Source organism: Serratia proteamaculans (genome assembly GCF_004684015.1).
In the GTDB taxonomy this organism is placed as follows: domain Bacteria; phylum Pseudomonadota; class Gammaproteobacteria; order Enterobacterales; family Enterobacteriaceae; genus Serratia; species Serratia proteamaculans_F.
Window position 1 is genome coordinate 1 of record NZ_SRIA01000001.1, and the last position, 13,362, is coordinate 13,362.

Genomic DNA, 13,362 nt, shown 5'->3' on the forward strand with positions numbered 1-13,362 from the left:
TCCGGTAAACAGCCGCAAAAGCTGGCGATCCGTAGAGTAAAATAAGAGTAACAATGTCAGTAAGGACTCGCAGCCATGCAATTTAATGCTCAACAACAGGCCGCCCAGCGCAATCTTTCTTATCTACTCGCAGAAAAACTCGGCCAACAAATTCTGGCAGGCGATTATCAGGCCGGCAGCATCCTGCCCGGGGAGATGGAACTGGGCGAACAATTCGGCGTTAGCCGCACAGCGGTACGCGAAGCCGTGAAGATGCTGGCCGCCAAAGGTATGCTGTTACCCCGGCCACGCATTGGGACCCGGGTAATGCCACAAAGCCAGTGGAACTTTCTCGATCAGGATTTGCTGACCTGGTGGATGACCAAGGAAAACTTCGATCAGGTCATGCAACACTTCCTTATATTGCGTACCTCACTGGAGCCTCAGGCCTGTTCACTGGCGGCGGCCAATGCCAGCCATCAACAAACCGCACGACTGGCTGAACTGATGGCGGAAATGCGCGCCCTGCATACCCAGTTCGACCGGGAGCACTGGATCCAGGTGGATACCCAATTCCACCAGCTGATCTATGAAGCCAGCGGCAACCCATTTCTGACCTCGTTTGCCAATCTGTTCAGTTCGGTATATCAAAGTTACTTCCGCGCCATCACCGGCAACGAAGTGATTAAGCTCCAGCACCATCAGGCCATCGTCGATGCGATACTCGCCGGTGACAGCGCTGCGGCATTAACCGCCTGCCAGGTGTTGCTCAGAGAGAAAGACTAACGCCCCCTTCTTATATATAGAAGAAGATGAAAGGGACGAAGACGACAGTTAACCGGAACTCACAATGACTAAATCCGCGCGCAGTATGGCAGGGCTACCCTGGATCGCCGCCATGGCGTTCTTTATGCAGGCACTGGATGCCACCATCCTCAATACGGCATTGCCGGCGATAGCTCAAAGTCTTGAGCGCTCGCCGTTGGCGATGCAGTCGGCGGTTATCAGCTATACCCTGACGGTAGCGATGCTGATCCCGGTCAGCGGCTGGCTGGCTGATCGCTTCGGTACCCGCCGGGTGTTTATCGTCGCGGTATCGCTGTTTACTCTCGGTTCCTTGCTGTGCGCGCTTTCTCCGACGTTAAGTGTACTGGTGACGTCGCGCGTCATTCAGGGGATCGGTGGCGCAATGATGATGCCGGTGGCGCGCCTGGCTCTGCTGCGCGCCTACCCACGCAGCGAACTGTTGCCGGTGCTGAACTTCGTGACCATGCCGGGGCTGGTTGGGCCGATCATGGGGCCGATGCTGGGCGGCTGGCTGGTGACCTACGCCACCTGGCACTGGATTTTCCTTATCAATATCCCGATTGGCCTGCTCGGTATCTTCTATGCGCGTAAATATATGCCGGACTTTACCACCCCCAAACGTCGCTTCGACTTTATTGGTTTTATGCTGTTTGGGCTGAGCCTGGTACTGGTTTCCACCGGGCTTGAGCTGTTTGGCGAACAGGTACTGGCCAGCTATATCTCGCTGGGTATTTTACTCAGTGGGGTCGTGATGCTGTTCGGCTACATCGTCCATGCTCGCAGGCACCCTCAACCGCTGATTGGCCTGGACCTGTTCCAGACCCGAACCTTCTCGGTGGGGATTGCAGGTAACGTTGCCTCACGGCTGGGGACCGGCTGCGTGCCGTTCCTGATGCCACTGATGTTGCAGGTGGGTTTCGGTTACTCGGCGATTATTGCCGGTTGCATGATGGCGCCGACGGCGGTCGGCTCATTGATGGCGAAATCCACCGTCACTCAGGTACTGCGCTGGTTCGGCTATCGTAAAACTCTGGTGGGTATCACCATGATTATCGGTGTGCTGATTGCCCAGTTTGCACTGCAAAGCCCGGGGATGCCGCTATGGCTGATGATCCTGCCATTGTTTGTGCTGGGGATGGCAATGTCTACGCAATTCACCGCCATGAATACCATCAGCCTGGCAGATTTGAACGATGCCAACGCCAGCTCCGGCAACAGCGTGCTGGCAGTGACTCAACAGCTTTCTATTAGCTTCGGGGTGGCGATCAGCGCGGCGGTGCTGCGTTTTTATCAAACCATGTCACCGGGGACCATGGTTGATCACTTTCACTACACCTTTATTACCATGGGAATTGTCACCGTGGCGTCGGCGTTTGTGTTTATGCTGCTGAGAAGAAAGGACGGCCGTAACCTGATCAGCGGCCAGGACCCGAAGAAACCGGTTAAAACCGCAGGCTAACGGTGACCGACCGAGGCTCGCTCCACCAGCTCAGGGGTTAACACCAGAACCTGGGCTTCACGTTCCGGGTTCTGCAGGCGGTTAATCAGCGTATCAATCGCCAATTCCCCCAGTGAATCTTTCGGTTGGTGAATGGTGCTTAACGGTGGTGCCAGATATTTGGCCAGCTCTATATCATCGTAGCCCATCACCGCCATATCCTGCGGCACCGATAGCCCAGCCTGATACAGCGCCTGATAGGCACCTACGGCTACCGCATCGTTACCGGCGAATACCGCATGCGGGGGTTCAGCCAGCGCCAGCAGTTGCTTCATGGCATCCACGCCGCCTTCAAATTCAAAATCGCAGTGCACTTCGTACCCCGGCAAGACGGCTAACCCGGCGCGCTGCATGGCGCGACGGTAGCCCTCCAACCGGTGGCGGGCAGTAGTTTTATCCTGTGGGCCGGCGATGCAGGCAATCTTGCGATACCCACGGGCGATCAGGTGATCGGTCGCCATCTCACCGCCCAGCAGCGAGTTATCCTGAATGATATCGTTGGCCCCTTCGAACGGCGCCCAATCCATCATGACTATCGGTAACGAAGGATAGCGACTCAGCGCGTCCTGCGATGGCCGATGATTTTCGGTGCACATCAACAGCAAACCATCGACGCGCTTTTGCAGCAGCGTCTCCATGTTGCGATTCATGCGTGCGGCATCTTCTTCGGTATTGCACAGGATCAGGCTGTAACCACGTTCATAGCAACTGCGCTCAACGCCACGCACCACTTCGGCATAAAACGGGTTATTGCTGGAGGTCACCAGCATGCCGATGGTACGCGTCTGGTTCAGTTTGAGGCTGCGCGCCAGCGCAGAAGGCGCATAGTTCAGTTGTTCAACGGCCGCCATGACTTTGGCTCGCACGCTGTCGCTGACAAAACGATTGTCATTAATGACGTGCGAGACCGTCGAGGTTGAAACGCCCGCCAGGCGGGCGACGTCTTTCATGGTGGCCAAAAGGATTACTCCTGCTGCTGCAAGAAGGTGTCGATCTCTTCGCGCCAGGGTACGGAAGGCTGCGCGCCAGGACGGGTCACCGCAATGGCCGCCGCCGCATGGGCGAAGCGTACCGCCTCTGCCATGGTTTTACCTTCCAGCAGCGCAGTGACCAGCGCCCCGTTGAAGGTATCGCCGGCGGCGATGGTGTCTACCGCTTTAACCCTAAAGCCGGGCACCAGCTTACCCTTGCCGTTCTCGCTCAGCCAAACGCCACGGCTGCCAAGGGTGATGATCACCGTGGCAATGCCTTTATTATGCAAAGCCTGTGCGGCTCGCGCGGCGTCATCATCATTATTGACCGCAATACCTGTCAGGCGTTGGGCTTCAGTTTCGTTTGGCGTAATCATATCGATCATCGCCAATAATTCGTCCGGCAGTTCACGCGCCGGCGCAGGATTGAGGATCACCTGAGTCTGATGCTGTTTCGCCAGGCCGGCGGCGGTGATAACCGTCTCCAACGGCGACTCGAGCTGCATCAGCAGCGCGTCGGCATCGATCACTTTTTGCTGATAGCGGGCCAGATAGTCGGGAGTCACTGCCGCATTGGCGCCGGCATCAATGCCGATCACATTCTCGCCTTCAGCATTAACAAAAATCAGCGCGACGCCGGTAGTGTTTTCGGCAATCGCCTCAATCGGTTGGGTATCAATGCGATCGGTCGCCAGTTGCTGGCGAATGCGTTCGCCAATGTCATCAGCGCCCACGCAGGCAATAAAGGCGATATCCGCGCCGCTGCGCCCTGCCGCCACCGCCTGGTTGGCGCCTTTGCCGCCAAACGCCACTTTATACTGCTTCCCGATCACCGTTTCGCCCGGTTGGGGAAACTGCTCAATATTGAGGATATGGTCGGCATTGATACTGCCCAGAACCACCAGCTTACCTGTTGCCATCGCATTGATTCCTGAATTGCGCGCCATCATAAACGCCCCGTTTTGATGGCGCTGGTGCTACAGAGTGTTATTTGGTGACCAGCTTGAGATCAACCGGGATAGTGGCCGGCACTTTTTCGCCTTTCAACACTTTATCCGCCGTTTCAACACCAATCACACCGATCTGATCCGGGCGCTGCGCCACGGTCGCTGCCAGTTTGCCGCCTTCAACCGCTTTCACGCCGTCAGCGGTGCCATCGAAGCCTACCACGACCACGTCGGTTTTACCGGCGGTTTGCAGCGCACGCAGTGCACCCAGTGCCATTTCATCGTTCTGGGCAAACACCGCCTGCACGTCCGGATGAGCGGTCAGCAGGTTCTGCATCACGTTCAAGCCTTTGGTACGGTCAAAGTCTGCCGGCTGGCTGGCCAGCAGTTTGAATTTGTTCTGATCCAGCGACTGTTTGAAGCCTTCGCCACGTTCACGGGCGGCGGAGGTACCGGCGATCCCTTCCAGTTGGATCACTTTGGCGTCTGTGCCCACTTTTTTAGCGATAAAGTCACCGGCCATTTTACCGCCGACGCGGTTATCAGAAGCGATATGGCTGACCACTTCGCCTTTGCTCGCCACCCGGTCCAGGGTGATGACCGGGATCTTGGCCTGGTTGGCCATCTTGATGGCGTTGCCGACCGCATCGGAATCGGTTGGGTTAATCAGCAACAACTTGGGTGCCTGCACCATCAGATCCTGCACGTTCGCCAGTTCTTTCGCCGGGTTGTTTTGCGAGTCCAGCACCACCAGGTTGTAACCCAGCTTATTGGCTTCCTGCTGTGCGCCCTCTTTCATTGAGACAAAGAACGGGTTGTTCAGGGTAGAAACCACCAGCGCGATGGTGTCTTTAGCCAGTGCGTTAGCACTCAGGGTGGCGCTCAGCGCGAAGGCTGAAGCCAGAATTGCCAGTTTTTTCATTTTCATCATCGTGATTCCTGTAGGGGGAGGTTATTTGTTGCTTTTGTTCTCTACCAGAACCGCCAGCAGTATCACCACTGCCTTCACGATCATTTGGTAGTAGGAAGAAACACCCAGTAAATTCAGACCGTTGTTCAGGAAGCCAAGGATCAGCGCCCCGATCAACGTACCGACAATGCGGCCCTTGCCACCGGCCAGGCTGGTACCACCCAGCACCACCGCAGCAATGGCATCCAACTCATAGCCGGTACCGGCGGTGGGCTGCGCGGAAGACAAGCGCGCCACTTCGATCACCCCCGCCAGCGCCGCCAACAGTCCACAAAGTGAATAAACGATAATCTTCACTTTATCGACGCTGATACCCGACAGGCGGGTCGCCGCTTCGTTACCGCCCAGGGCATAAATATAGCGACCCAGACGGGTATGGTGCAGCATGTACCAGGCGGCGATAAACACGATCGCCATGATCCAGATCGGGGTGGGAACACCCAGCGGACGGCCAATGCCGAACCAGCCGAAGCTATCGGCCACGTCGGTAAAGCCGGTGTTCACCGGGCTGCCGTTGGTGTACACCATGGTGACACCGCGTAACAGCAGCATCATCACCAAAGTAGCGATAAACGCCTGCACCTTGCCTTTGGCTACGATCACCCCGGTACAGGCGCCGACTGCCGCCCCCAATGCCAGAGCCGCCGCCACGGCCACCACCGCGTTAACTTCAAAACCGACGATCGATGCTGCCACCGCGCCGGTCAGGGCCAGCAGCGATCCCACCGACAAATCGATGCCGGAGGTCAGGATCACCAGCGTCATCCCCACCGCCATAATGGCGTTCACCGAGGTTTGCTGCAGAATATTGAACAGGTTGTTTACGGTGAAGAAATTCGGACTCATTGAAGAGACCACGGCGATCAGCACCAGCAGAGCAATCAGTGATTTTTGCTCTAACAACCACTCTTTACTGAACCAGCGCTTTGCCGCACTTTGGGAACTCATATCTGATTACTCCTGCTTTACGCCGTATTGCTTGCCAACGGCCGCAGCCATCAACGCTTCCTGGGTGGCCTGTTCAATCGGGAATTCACCGCTGAGATGTCCTTCGTGCATCACCAGGATGCGGTCGCTCATGCCCAGCACCTCCGGCATTTCCGAAGACACCAGAATGATGCTCAGCCCTTCCTGTTTGAACTGGTTGATTAACTGATAGATTTCTTTTTTTGCACCGACATCGACACCGCGTGTCGGCTCATCGAGGATCAGCACCTTTGGCCGCGTCATCAGGCCACGGGCGATCGCCACTTTCTGTTGGTTACCACCGGAGAGCAGGCCGATCGGCTGTTCCATCGACGGCGTCTTGATATTGAACAAACGGATGAAGTCGCCCACGGCCTGCTGCTCTTCCGCCTGTTTCAGGCTGCCCCCGGCCCGGCTGAAATAGCGCAGTGCCGTCAGCGACATGTTTTCCTTCACCGACATCCCCAGCACCAGGCCATCGCGCTTGCGGTCTTCGGAGATATACACAATGCCGTTCGCCAGGCCGTCCTGCGGAGAATGGGTAACCACCGGGCGACCATCGAGGCTGACGGTACCGGATTTGCGCGGCGCGGCACCGTAGAGAATTTTCATCAGTTCGGTACGCCCGGCGCCCATCAGCCCGGCCACACCAAGAATTTCGCCCCGGTACAGGGTAAAGCTGACGTCATTCACACCCGGGCCGGAAACCTGGCTGACCTCCAGTCGCTTTTCACCGCGCGGCTGATTCAGACGTGGGTACTGTTCTTCCAGCTTGCGGCCAACCATCATTTCTATCAGTGAATCTTCCTGCAGCTCGCTGACCGGCCGCTCGGCAATAAACTGCCCGTCACGAAACACTGTGACGTCGTCGCAAATTTCAAAGATCTCTTTCAGGCGATGTGAAATATAAACAATGCCGCGCCCTTCGGCCTTCAGCTCGTTGATCACTTTAAATAAAGAGGCGGTTTCCGTGTCGGTTAGCGCATCCGTCGGTTCATCCATAATGATCACTTTGGATTCGAAGCTCAGCACCTTGGCGATTTCCACCATCTGCTGATCGCCGATCGACAGCTCGCCCACCAGCCGGTGGCTGCTGTAACTCAGGTTTAACCGCGCCAACAGTTTGTCGGCTTCGGCATACATGCGCTTCCAGTCAATGCGGCCAATGCGGTTCACAAATTCGCGCCCGAGGAAGATGTTTTCCGCGATCGTCAACTGTGGGATCAGGTTCAGCTCCTGATGGATAATGCCAATACCCGCTTCTTGCGAATCTTTTGGCCCATTGAATGCCACCTCTTTACCAAGAAAATACTGACTGCCGGCGTCCTTGTTATAAATGCCGGTCAGCACTTTCATCATGGTGGATTTCCCGGCACCGTTTTCCCCCACCAGCGCCATCACCTTGCCGGGATAAACGCTGAGTGCGGCGCCGGAAAGCGCCTTCACGCCGGGAAAGGCTTTATCGATCCCTTTCAGTTGCAGTAAAGGTTGCATAAATGCCTCAGAAAGTTACGCCGGCGCAGAGGATGACATTCGCATACGGCGAGCATTCCCCGCTGCGGATCACTGCCCGGCTATGTGCAGTTTGCGCTTTGAACGCACTGTGGCTGATATAGCTCACGCTGATGGTATTGCCCTGGTGTTGGCCAAGTTCGGTCAGTTGAGCCAACAACGCACGATGGAGCTGCGGATTTTGTTTAACTATCTCTTCCGCCAGAATGGCGCTCTCTACCTGCATTTCCTGCGTCACCACCCCGACCACCTGCAAAAACGTCGGCACACCCTGGGTCAGTGCCAGATCGATACGCTGCGTTGCCGCCGGAATAGGCAGCCCCGCATCACAGATGGCGATCTGGTCGGTATGGCCGAGGCGGGAAACCACGGCAGAAACATCAGCATTCAGCAGCACGCCTTTTTTCATCTTTTTCTTCTCACTCCACCAGCGAAACGTTTCGCTTGTGTCTGGAGTGTAAAAAAACGCCAACAGAAGGCAACCGGGACAGTGCAGAAATGTGATCGTCATCGAAACGTTTCGCTCGTGTTACCGAGAACATAAACAGAAAGGGCCCAGCCGTTGCTGAGCCCTTGAGGGGAAGTTAAATCTCGACCTGGGTCCCCAGTTCGATCACCCTATTGGGTGGGATCTCAAACTGGTCCGGCGCACGCAGCGCGTTGCGGCTCAGCGCGATAAACAGCTTGCCGCGCAGGAACAGGTACCAAGGCCGTTTGGTCAGGATTAACGACTCGTGCGACATAAAGAACGAGGTTTCCGTCATCCGGCATGGCAGCCCTTCCAGCCCACAGCGGTGGAACACTTCCTCCACGTTCGGCGTTTCACGCCAGCCGTAGCTGGCCACCACCCGCCAGAAGGTCGGTGAAAGCTGTTCGATGGTCACCCGCCGCACGTTGTGGACGTAAGGTGCGTCTTCAGTGCGCAGCGTCAACAGCACCACTCGCTCATGCAGCACCTTATTGTGTTTCAGGTTATGCAACAGAGCAAAAGGGATCACGTTGATGGCACGCGACATAAAGACCGCAGTCCCCGGCACCCGTACCGGCGGTGATTTTTCCAGTGAGGCGATCATTGCCTCGAGGGAGTTACCGTGTTCGTGCATGCGGCGCAGCAGGCGGAAACGCTCGCTCTTCCAGGTGGTCATGATGATGAACATCATCAGCGCCAACAGCAACGGCAACCAACCGCCGGAGAACAGCTTCAAGGCGTTGGCGGAGAACATCGGCACATCGATAATCAGCAAGACAGCCAGAATGCCGACGGCGAAGAAACGGTTCCAGTGCCAATTTTTGATCGCCACCGAGGTCACCAGAATACTGGTCAGTACCATGGTGCCGGTCACGGCGATACCGTATGCCGCCGCCAGATTGCTGGAGTGTTCGAAACCAATAATCACCAGCACGACCGCGATATACAACGTCCAGTTGATCACCGGAATATAGATTTGGCCGGACTCCATTTCCGAAGTATGGATGATACGCATCGGTGACAGGTAACCCAGACGCACCGCCTGGCGGGTCAGTGAAAACACGCCGGAGATCACCGCCTGTGAAGCGATAACCGTGGCCAGCGTTGCCAGTATCAACAGCGGGACCAGCGCCCAATCGGGCGCCAGCAGGAAGAACGGGTTTTTAATTGCCTCAGGATTTTTCAGCAGCAAGGCACCCTGGCCGAAATAATTCAGCACCAGCGAAGGCAACACCACGGTGAACCAGGCCAGACGAATAGGGAATTTGCCAAAGTGCCCCATATCGGCGTACAGCGCCTCAACGCCGGTGATCGACAGCACTACCGCACCCAGCGCAAAGAACGAAACCTTCTTGTATTCGATAAAGAAGTTCAGCGCCCATTTCGGGTTTAGCGCCTGCAGCACCTCCGGGTTGGCCATGATGCTACGGGCTCCCAACACCGCCAGAACGATAAACCACAGCAGCATTACCGGCGCAAACAGCTTGCCGACGCTGCCGGTGCCATGCTTTTGGATGGCGAACAGCAGGGTCAATACCAGAATCGACAGCGGGACGATATAGCCATCAAGCGACGGCGCGGCAATTTCGAGGCCTTCTATCGCCGACATCACCGATATCGCCGGGGTGATCACCACCTCACCATAAAAGAAGCTGCCGCCAATCAGACCCAGGATCACCAATATGGACGTTGTCCGCGCCGAAGTATGGCGCCCGGCCAGCGACATCAGCGTCAATATCCCCCCTTCACCGGCGTTATCCGCCCGCATGACATAGGTAAGATATTTGAGGGAAACAATGATGATTAACATCCAGAAGATCAGCGAAAGAAAACCGAAGACCACATCTGGACGAACATCGAAGCCGTAATGGCCGGAGAAACACTCTCGAAGAGTATAGAGAGGGCTGGTGCCGATATCACCGTAAACCACCCCAATTGCCGCCAGGGTTACCGCCGATAAGGACTGTTTATGCTCTGTGCTCATAATTCGTTTCTTTATTAGAACATCCGTTAGCGATGCATCCGCATCAGCCAGAGATACGGGCTCTAAGATCCGTTACGCCCACTAAAAGGCGCACAGTATGCACGATTTATACTGCTTGCCTATCCTTATATCAGAGCTTAAAAATAAACAAAATGTGAACCAGCCGCCCTTTTGATAATAGAAAAATTTTACTAATCAACAAGCTATACCATTAAAAATAATGGTGGTTTATCATCGGATTATCCACCAAGATTGGCTAACTCTCGGACAACACGACAATAATATGGCGCCATCATCACTTCTTGCAGAACGAATATCCCGCCTCAGCAGCGCGCTGGAGAGCGGTCTTTATGAACGGCAGGAAGCCATTCGCCTGTGTTTGCTGGCAGCGCTCAGTGGTGAAAGCGTGTTTCTGCTTGGTCCACCGGGCATCGCCAAAAGCCTGATTGCCCGCCGGTTAAAATTCGCCTTTCGCAGCGCACGTTCGTTTGAATATCTAATGACGCGCTTCTCAACGCCGGAAGAAGTCTTCGGCCCATTATCGATCCAGGCTTTAAAAGATGAAGGGCGCTACCAGCGCCTGACCGCCGGCTATCTGCCCGAGGCAGAAATCGTCTTTCTGGATGAAATCTGGAAGGCCGGCCCGGCGATCCTCAATACCCTGCTGACGGCGATTAACGAACGCCGTTTCCGTAACGGTAATAATGAAGAACCTATCCCGCTGCGGCTGCTGGTCACCGCCTCCAACGAACTGCCGGAAGCCGACAACAGTCTGGAAGCCTTGTATGACCGCATGTTGATACGCCTGTGGTTGGATAAAGTGCAGGATAAACAGAATTTCCGCTCACTGCTGGTCAGCCGCCAGAACGAGAATGAAAACCCGGTGCCCGAAGCACTGAGCATCAGTGACGAGGAATATCACCAGTGGCAACCGCAGATCGACAAAATCAAGCTGCCTGAAAATTGCTTTGAACTGATATTCCAACTGCGCCAACGACTCGATGCGCTGGAAAGTGCCCCTTACGTTTCCGATCGTCGCTGGAAAAAAGCGCTGCGACTGTTGCAGGCCTGTGCCTTCTTCAGCGGTCGCGACGCCGTGGCGCCGATCGACCTGCTGCTGCTGAAAGACTGCCTGTGGCACGACCTCAGCTCACTGAAACTGCTGCAACAGCAAGTTGAGCAGTTGCTGAACGAGTCGGCCTATCAACAGCAAACGTTGTTGATCCAACTGCAACAGATCCATACCCGCTGGCTACAGCATCAACAACAGCAGAGCGACAGTCAGGCTATTACATTGGTAAAAAAGGGCGGAATGTTCAGCAGAAAGCCCCAGTTTGCCCTGGCAACGCCGCTCGGTACCGGCACCCTGACCCTGTTGCTGCAAAAACCGCTGCAACTGCATGATATTCAGGTCAACCATCTGAGTATTGAAAACAGCGCGCTGGAAAATTGGCTGCAAAAAGGCGGTGACGTACGCGCCAAGCTGAACGGCATTGGTTTTGCTCAGCAGGTAGACCTGGAAGTCGACGAGCAACTGCATCTGACGGTGTTGGACGTCAGCCGCCAGCCCTCTCTACTGGCCCAGCCCGGCAAACAGACCAGCGGCACGCCGCAGGCAATGCTGGACGAAATGGATCAGTTGGCGCAGCGCCTGGCAGAACAGCGTCGGTTGTTCAGTCAGCATCAGCCCTGCCTGTTTACCCCTGCCGCCAGGCTGGCAAAAATTGAAGCCAGCCTGCTGCAGGTGGCGGAACAAATCAAACAGCAGCACCAGCAAATGCGCGGCCAGTAATTATGCTCAGCCTGGAAACGCTCGATCTGCTGCTGGCGATCACCGAAGGTGAGCTGATCGAGGAGATGATCATCGGCATGCTGGCGGCGCCGCAGCTGTCGATTTTCTTCAAAAAGTTTCCGGCCATCCGCCGGGCGCTGGATCGCGACCTGCCACGCTGGAAGCTACAACTGAAAGAGCGCCTGCATGAAGCCATGGTGCCGCCCGCGCTGGCACAGGAATTCTATCGTTATCAACAGTGCCAGCTAGAGAACAACACCCAGTTCTTCCATAACCTTAATGACACCCTGGATCTGCTGCGCCAGCTGGTTTCCCCCTTTTATGAGCAGGCGCGCTCACTGGTGGACGCCGCCGATCTGCCCAACCATCCGCTGGACGACAGCTTCCAAACCCTGTTTCTGCAGCGCTGGCGCATCAGCCTGACGCTGCAGGCCACCATGATGCATCACCAATTGCTGGAACAGGAACGCGAACAGTTGATGGCGGAGCTGCAGGAACGTCTGGCGCTGAGTGGTGCACTGGAGCCGCTGCTGTCGGAAAACGACACCGCTGCCGGGCGACTGTGGGATATGAGTAAAGGCCATCTGCAACGGGGTGACTATCAACGGCTGGTGGAATACGGCAATTTCTTGCAGCAGCAACCGGAACTGAAAAAGCTGGCACAGCAGCTTGGGCGTAGCTATCAGGCCAAGGCGGTGCAACAGCAGGACGCCTTGCCGGAGCCGTTCCGCGTGATGGTACAGGTACCGGCCACGCTGCCGGAAGAGGTCAGCGGCATTCACCAGAGCGACGATATTCTGCGCCTGTTGCCGCCCGAGTTGGTCACGCTGGGCATTGAAGAGCTGGAGTTTGAGTTTTACCGCCGCCTGCTGGAGAAACGGCTATTGAGCTATCGCCTGCAGGGCGATGTCTGGCAGGAACAGATCCATATTCGCCAGGTCACCCACCAGCAGCAGGATCAACAACCGCGCGGGCCGTTTATTGTCTGTGTGGATACCTCTGGTTCGATGGGCGGTTTCAACGAGCAGTGCGCCAAGGCTTTCTGTCTGGCACTGTTACGCATTGCGCTGGCGGATAACCGCCGCTGCTACATCATGCTGTTCGCCAACCAGATCGTACATTACGAACTGACTGCTGCCAGCGGTATTGAGCAGGCGGTGCGCTTTCTCGGCCAGCATTTTCGCGGCGGTACCGATCTGGCGGCCTGCCTGAATGCCACGTTGAGCAAAATGACGGAAAGCGGCTGGTTCGACGCCGACGCGGTGATCATTTCTGACTTTATTGCCCAGCGATTGCCGGAAGAGATAATAAAGAAGGTTAAACAACAGCAGCAAAACCACCAGCAACGCTTTCACGCAGTGGCGATGTCCAACTACGGCAAGCCCGGTATCATGCGCATCTTCGATCATATCTGGCGCTTTGATACCGGGTTAAAAAGCCGCTTAATGCGCCGCTGGCGGCGCTGAG

General features: G+C 56.0%; 11 protein-coding genes. 4 read left to right on the forward strand and 7 right to left on the reverse strand.

The window, feature by feature from the left end:
* Positions 1 to 75: 75 nt before the first annotated feature.
* Both E5C26_RS00005 and mdtD read left to right on the forward strand, forming a co-directional pair.
* Positions 76 to 765 carry a FadR/GntR family transcriptional regulator gene (locus E5C26_RS00005; protein ID WP_135314537.1) on the forward strand — a complete coding sequence of 230 codons (690 nt, stop codon included), beginning with the start codon at positions 76 to 78 and terminating at the stop codon, positions 763 to 765.
* A gap of 64 nt (positions 766 to 829) precedes the next feature.
* Positions 830 to 2,245, forward strand: coding sequence for a multidrug transporter subunit MdtD (mdtD, locus tag E5C26_RS00010; RefSeq protein ID WP_135314538.1), 1,416 nt, complete (start codon positions 830 to 832; stop codon positions 2,243 to 2,245).
* Here the strand turns inward: mdtD and rbsR are convergent.
* The 7 genes from rbsR to kup form a co-directional block, all read right to left on the reverse strand.
* Entirely contained in the window at positions 2,242 to 3,243 is a 1,002-nt protein-coding gene (gene rbsR / locus E5C26_RS00015; RefSeq protein ID WP_135314539.1) for a ribose operon transcriptional repressor RbsR, read from the reverse strand. The two genes, mdtD and rbsR, sit on opposite strands and share 4 nt — an antisense overlap.
* 5 nt (positions 3,244 to 3,248) lie before the next feature.
* Positions 3,249 to 4,175, reverse strand: a complete 927-nt coding sequence (rbsK, locus tag E5C26_RS00020) for a ribokinase (protein WP_135314540.1) — start codon at positions 4,173 to 4,175, stop codon at positions 3,249 to 3,251.
* A 67-nt stretch (positions 4,176 to 4,242) separates the two neighbouring features.
* Positions 4,243 to 5,130, reverse strand: a complete 888-nt coding sequence (gene rbsB, locus E5C26_RS00025; protein ID WP_026142602.1) for a ribose ABC transporter substrate-binding protein RbsB — start codon at positions 5,128 to 5,130, stop codon at positions 4,243 to 4,245.
* 24 nt (positions 5,131 to 5,154) lie between these two features.
* Positions 5,155 to 6,120, reverse strand: a complete 966-nt coding sequence (gene rbsC / locus E5C26_RS00030; protein ID WP_135314541.1) for a ribose ABC transporter permease — start codon at positions 6,118 to 6,120, stop codon at positions 5,155 to 5,157.
* A gap of 6 nt (positions 6,121 to 6,126) precedes the next feature.
* A complete protein-coding gene (rbsA, locus tag E5C26_RS00035) occupies positions 6,127 to 7,632 on the reverse strand; it encodes a ribose ABC transporter ATP-binding protein RbsA (RefSeq protein WP_135314542.1) in 1,506 nt (501 codons plus the stop codon).
* Between the two features lie 7 nt (positions 7,633 to 7,639).
* Positions 7,640 to 8,059, reverse strand: a complete 420-nt coding sequence (gene rbsD, locus E5C26_RS00040) for a D-ribose pyranase (protein ID WP_135314543.1) — start codon at positions 8,057 to 8,059, stop codon at positions 7,640 to 7,642.
* A 175-nt stretch (positions 8,060 to 8,234) separates the two neighbouring features.
* A complete protein-coding gene (gene kup / locus E5C26_RS00045; protein WP_135314544.1) occupies positions 8,235 to 10,103 on the reverse strand; it encodes a low affinity potassium transporter Kup in 1,869 nt (622 codons plus the stop codon).
* Between the two features lie 283 nt (positions 10,104 to 10,386).
* Here kup and ravA point away from each other — a divergent pair, with 283 nt between their 5' ends.
* Positions 10,387 to 11,895 (forward strand): ATPase RavA, encoded by a 1,509-nt coding sequence (gene ravA, locus E5C26_RS00050; RefSeq protein ID WP_135314545.1) that lies wholly within the window; start codon positions 10,387 to 10,389, stop codon positions 11,893 to 11,895.
* A gap of 2 nt (positions 11,896 to 11,897) precedes the next feature.
* Positions 11,898 to 13,361, forward strand: a complete 1,464-nt coding sequence (gene viaA, locus E5C26_RS00055; RefSeq protein WP_135314546.1) for an ATPase RavA stimulator ViaA — start codon at positions 11,898 to 11,900, stop codon at positions 13,359 to 13,361.
* The last annotated feature ends 1 nt before the right edge of the window (position 13,362 follow it).

Excerpts from the sequence above, each read along its gene's own strand:
- E5C26_RS00005 (WP_135314537.1), top strand. The coding sequence starts at position 76 with ATGCAATTTAATGCTCAACAACAGGCCGCCCAGCGCAATCTTTCTTAT.
- mdtD (WP_135314538.1), top strand. The coding sequence starts at position 830 with ATGACTAAATCCGCGCGCAGTATGGCAGGGCTACCCTGGATCGCCGCC.
- rbsK (WP_135314540.1), bottom strand. The coding sequence starts at position 4,175 with ATGGCAACAGGTAAGCTGGTGGTTCTGGGCAGTATCAATGCCGACCAT.
- rbsB (WP_026142602.1), bottom strand. The coding sequence starts at position 5,130 with ATGAAAATGAAAAAACTGGCAATTCTGGCTTCAGCCTTCGCGCTGAGC.
- rbsC (WP_135314541.1), bottom strand. The coding sequence starts at position 6,120 with ATGAGTTCCCAAAGTGCGGCAAAGCGCTGGTTCAGTAAAGAGTGGTTG.
- rbsA (WP_135314542.1), bottom strand. The coding sequence starts at position 7,632 with ATGCAACCTTTACTGCAACTGAAAGGGATCGATAAAGCCTTTCCCGGC.
- rbsD (WP_135314543.1), bottom strand. The coding sequence starts at position 8,059 with ATGAAAAAAGGCGTGCTGCTGAATGCTGATGTTTCTGCCGTGGTTTCC.
- kup (WP_135314544.1), bottom strand. The coding sequence starts at position 10,103 with ATGAGCACAGAGCATAAACAGTCCTTATCGGCGGTAACCCTGGCGGCA.
- ravA (WP_135314545.1), top strand. The coding sequence starts at position 10,387 with ATGGCGCCATCATCACTTCTTGCAGAACGAATATCCCGCCTCAGCAGC.
- viaA (WP_135314546.1), top strand. The coding sequence starts at position 11,898 with ATGCTCAGCCTGGAAACGCTCGATCTGCTGCTGGCGATCACCGAAGGT.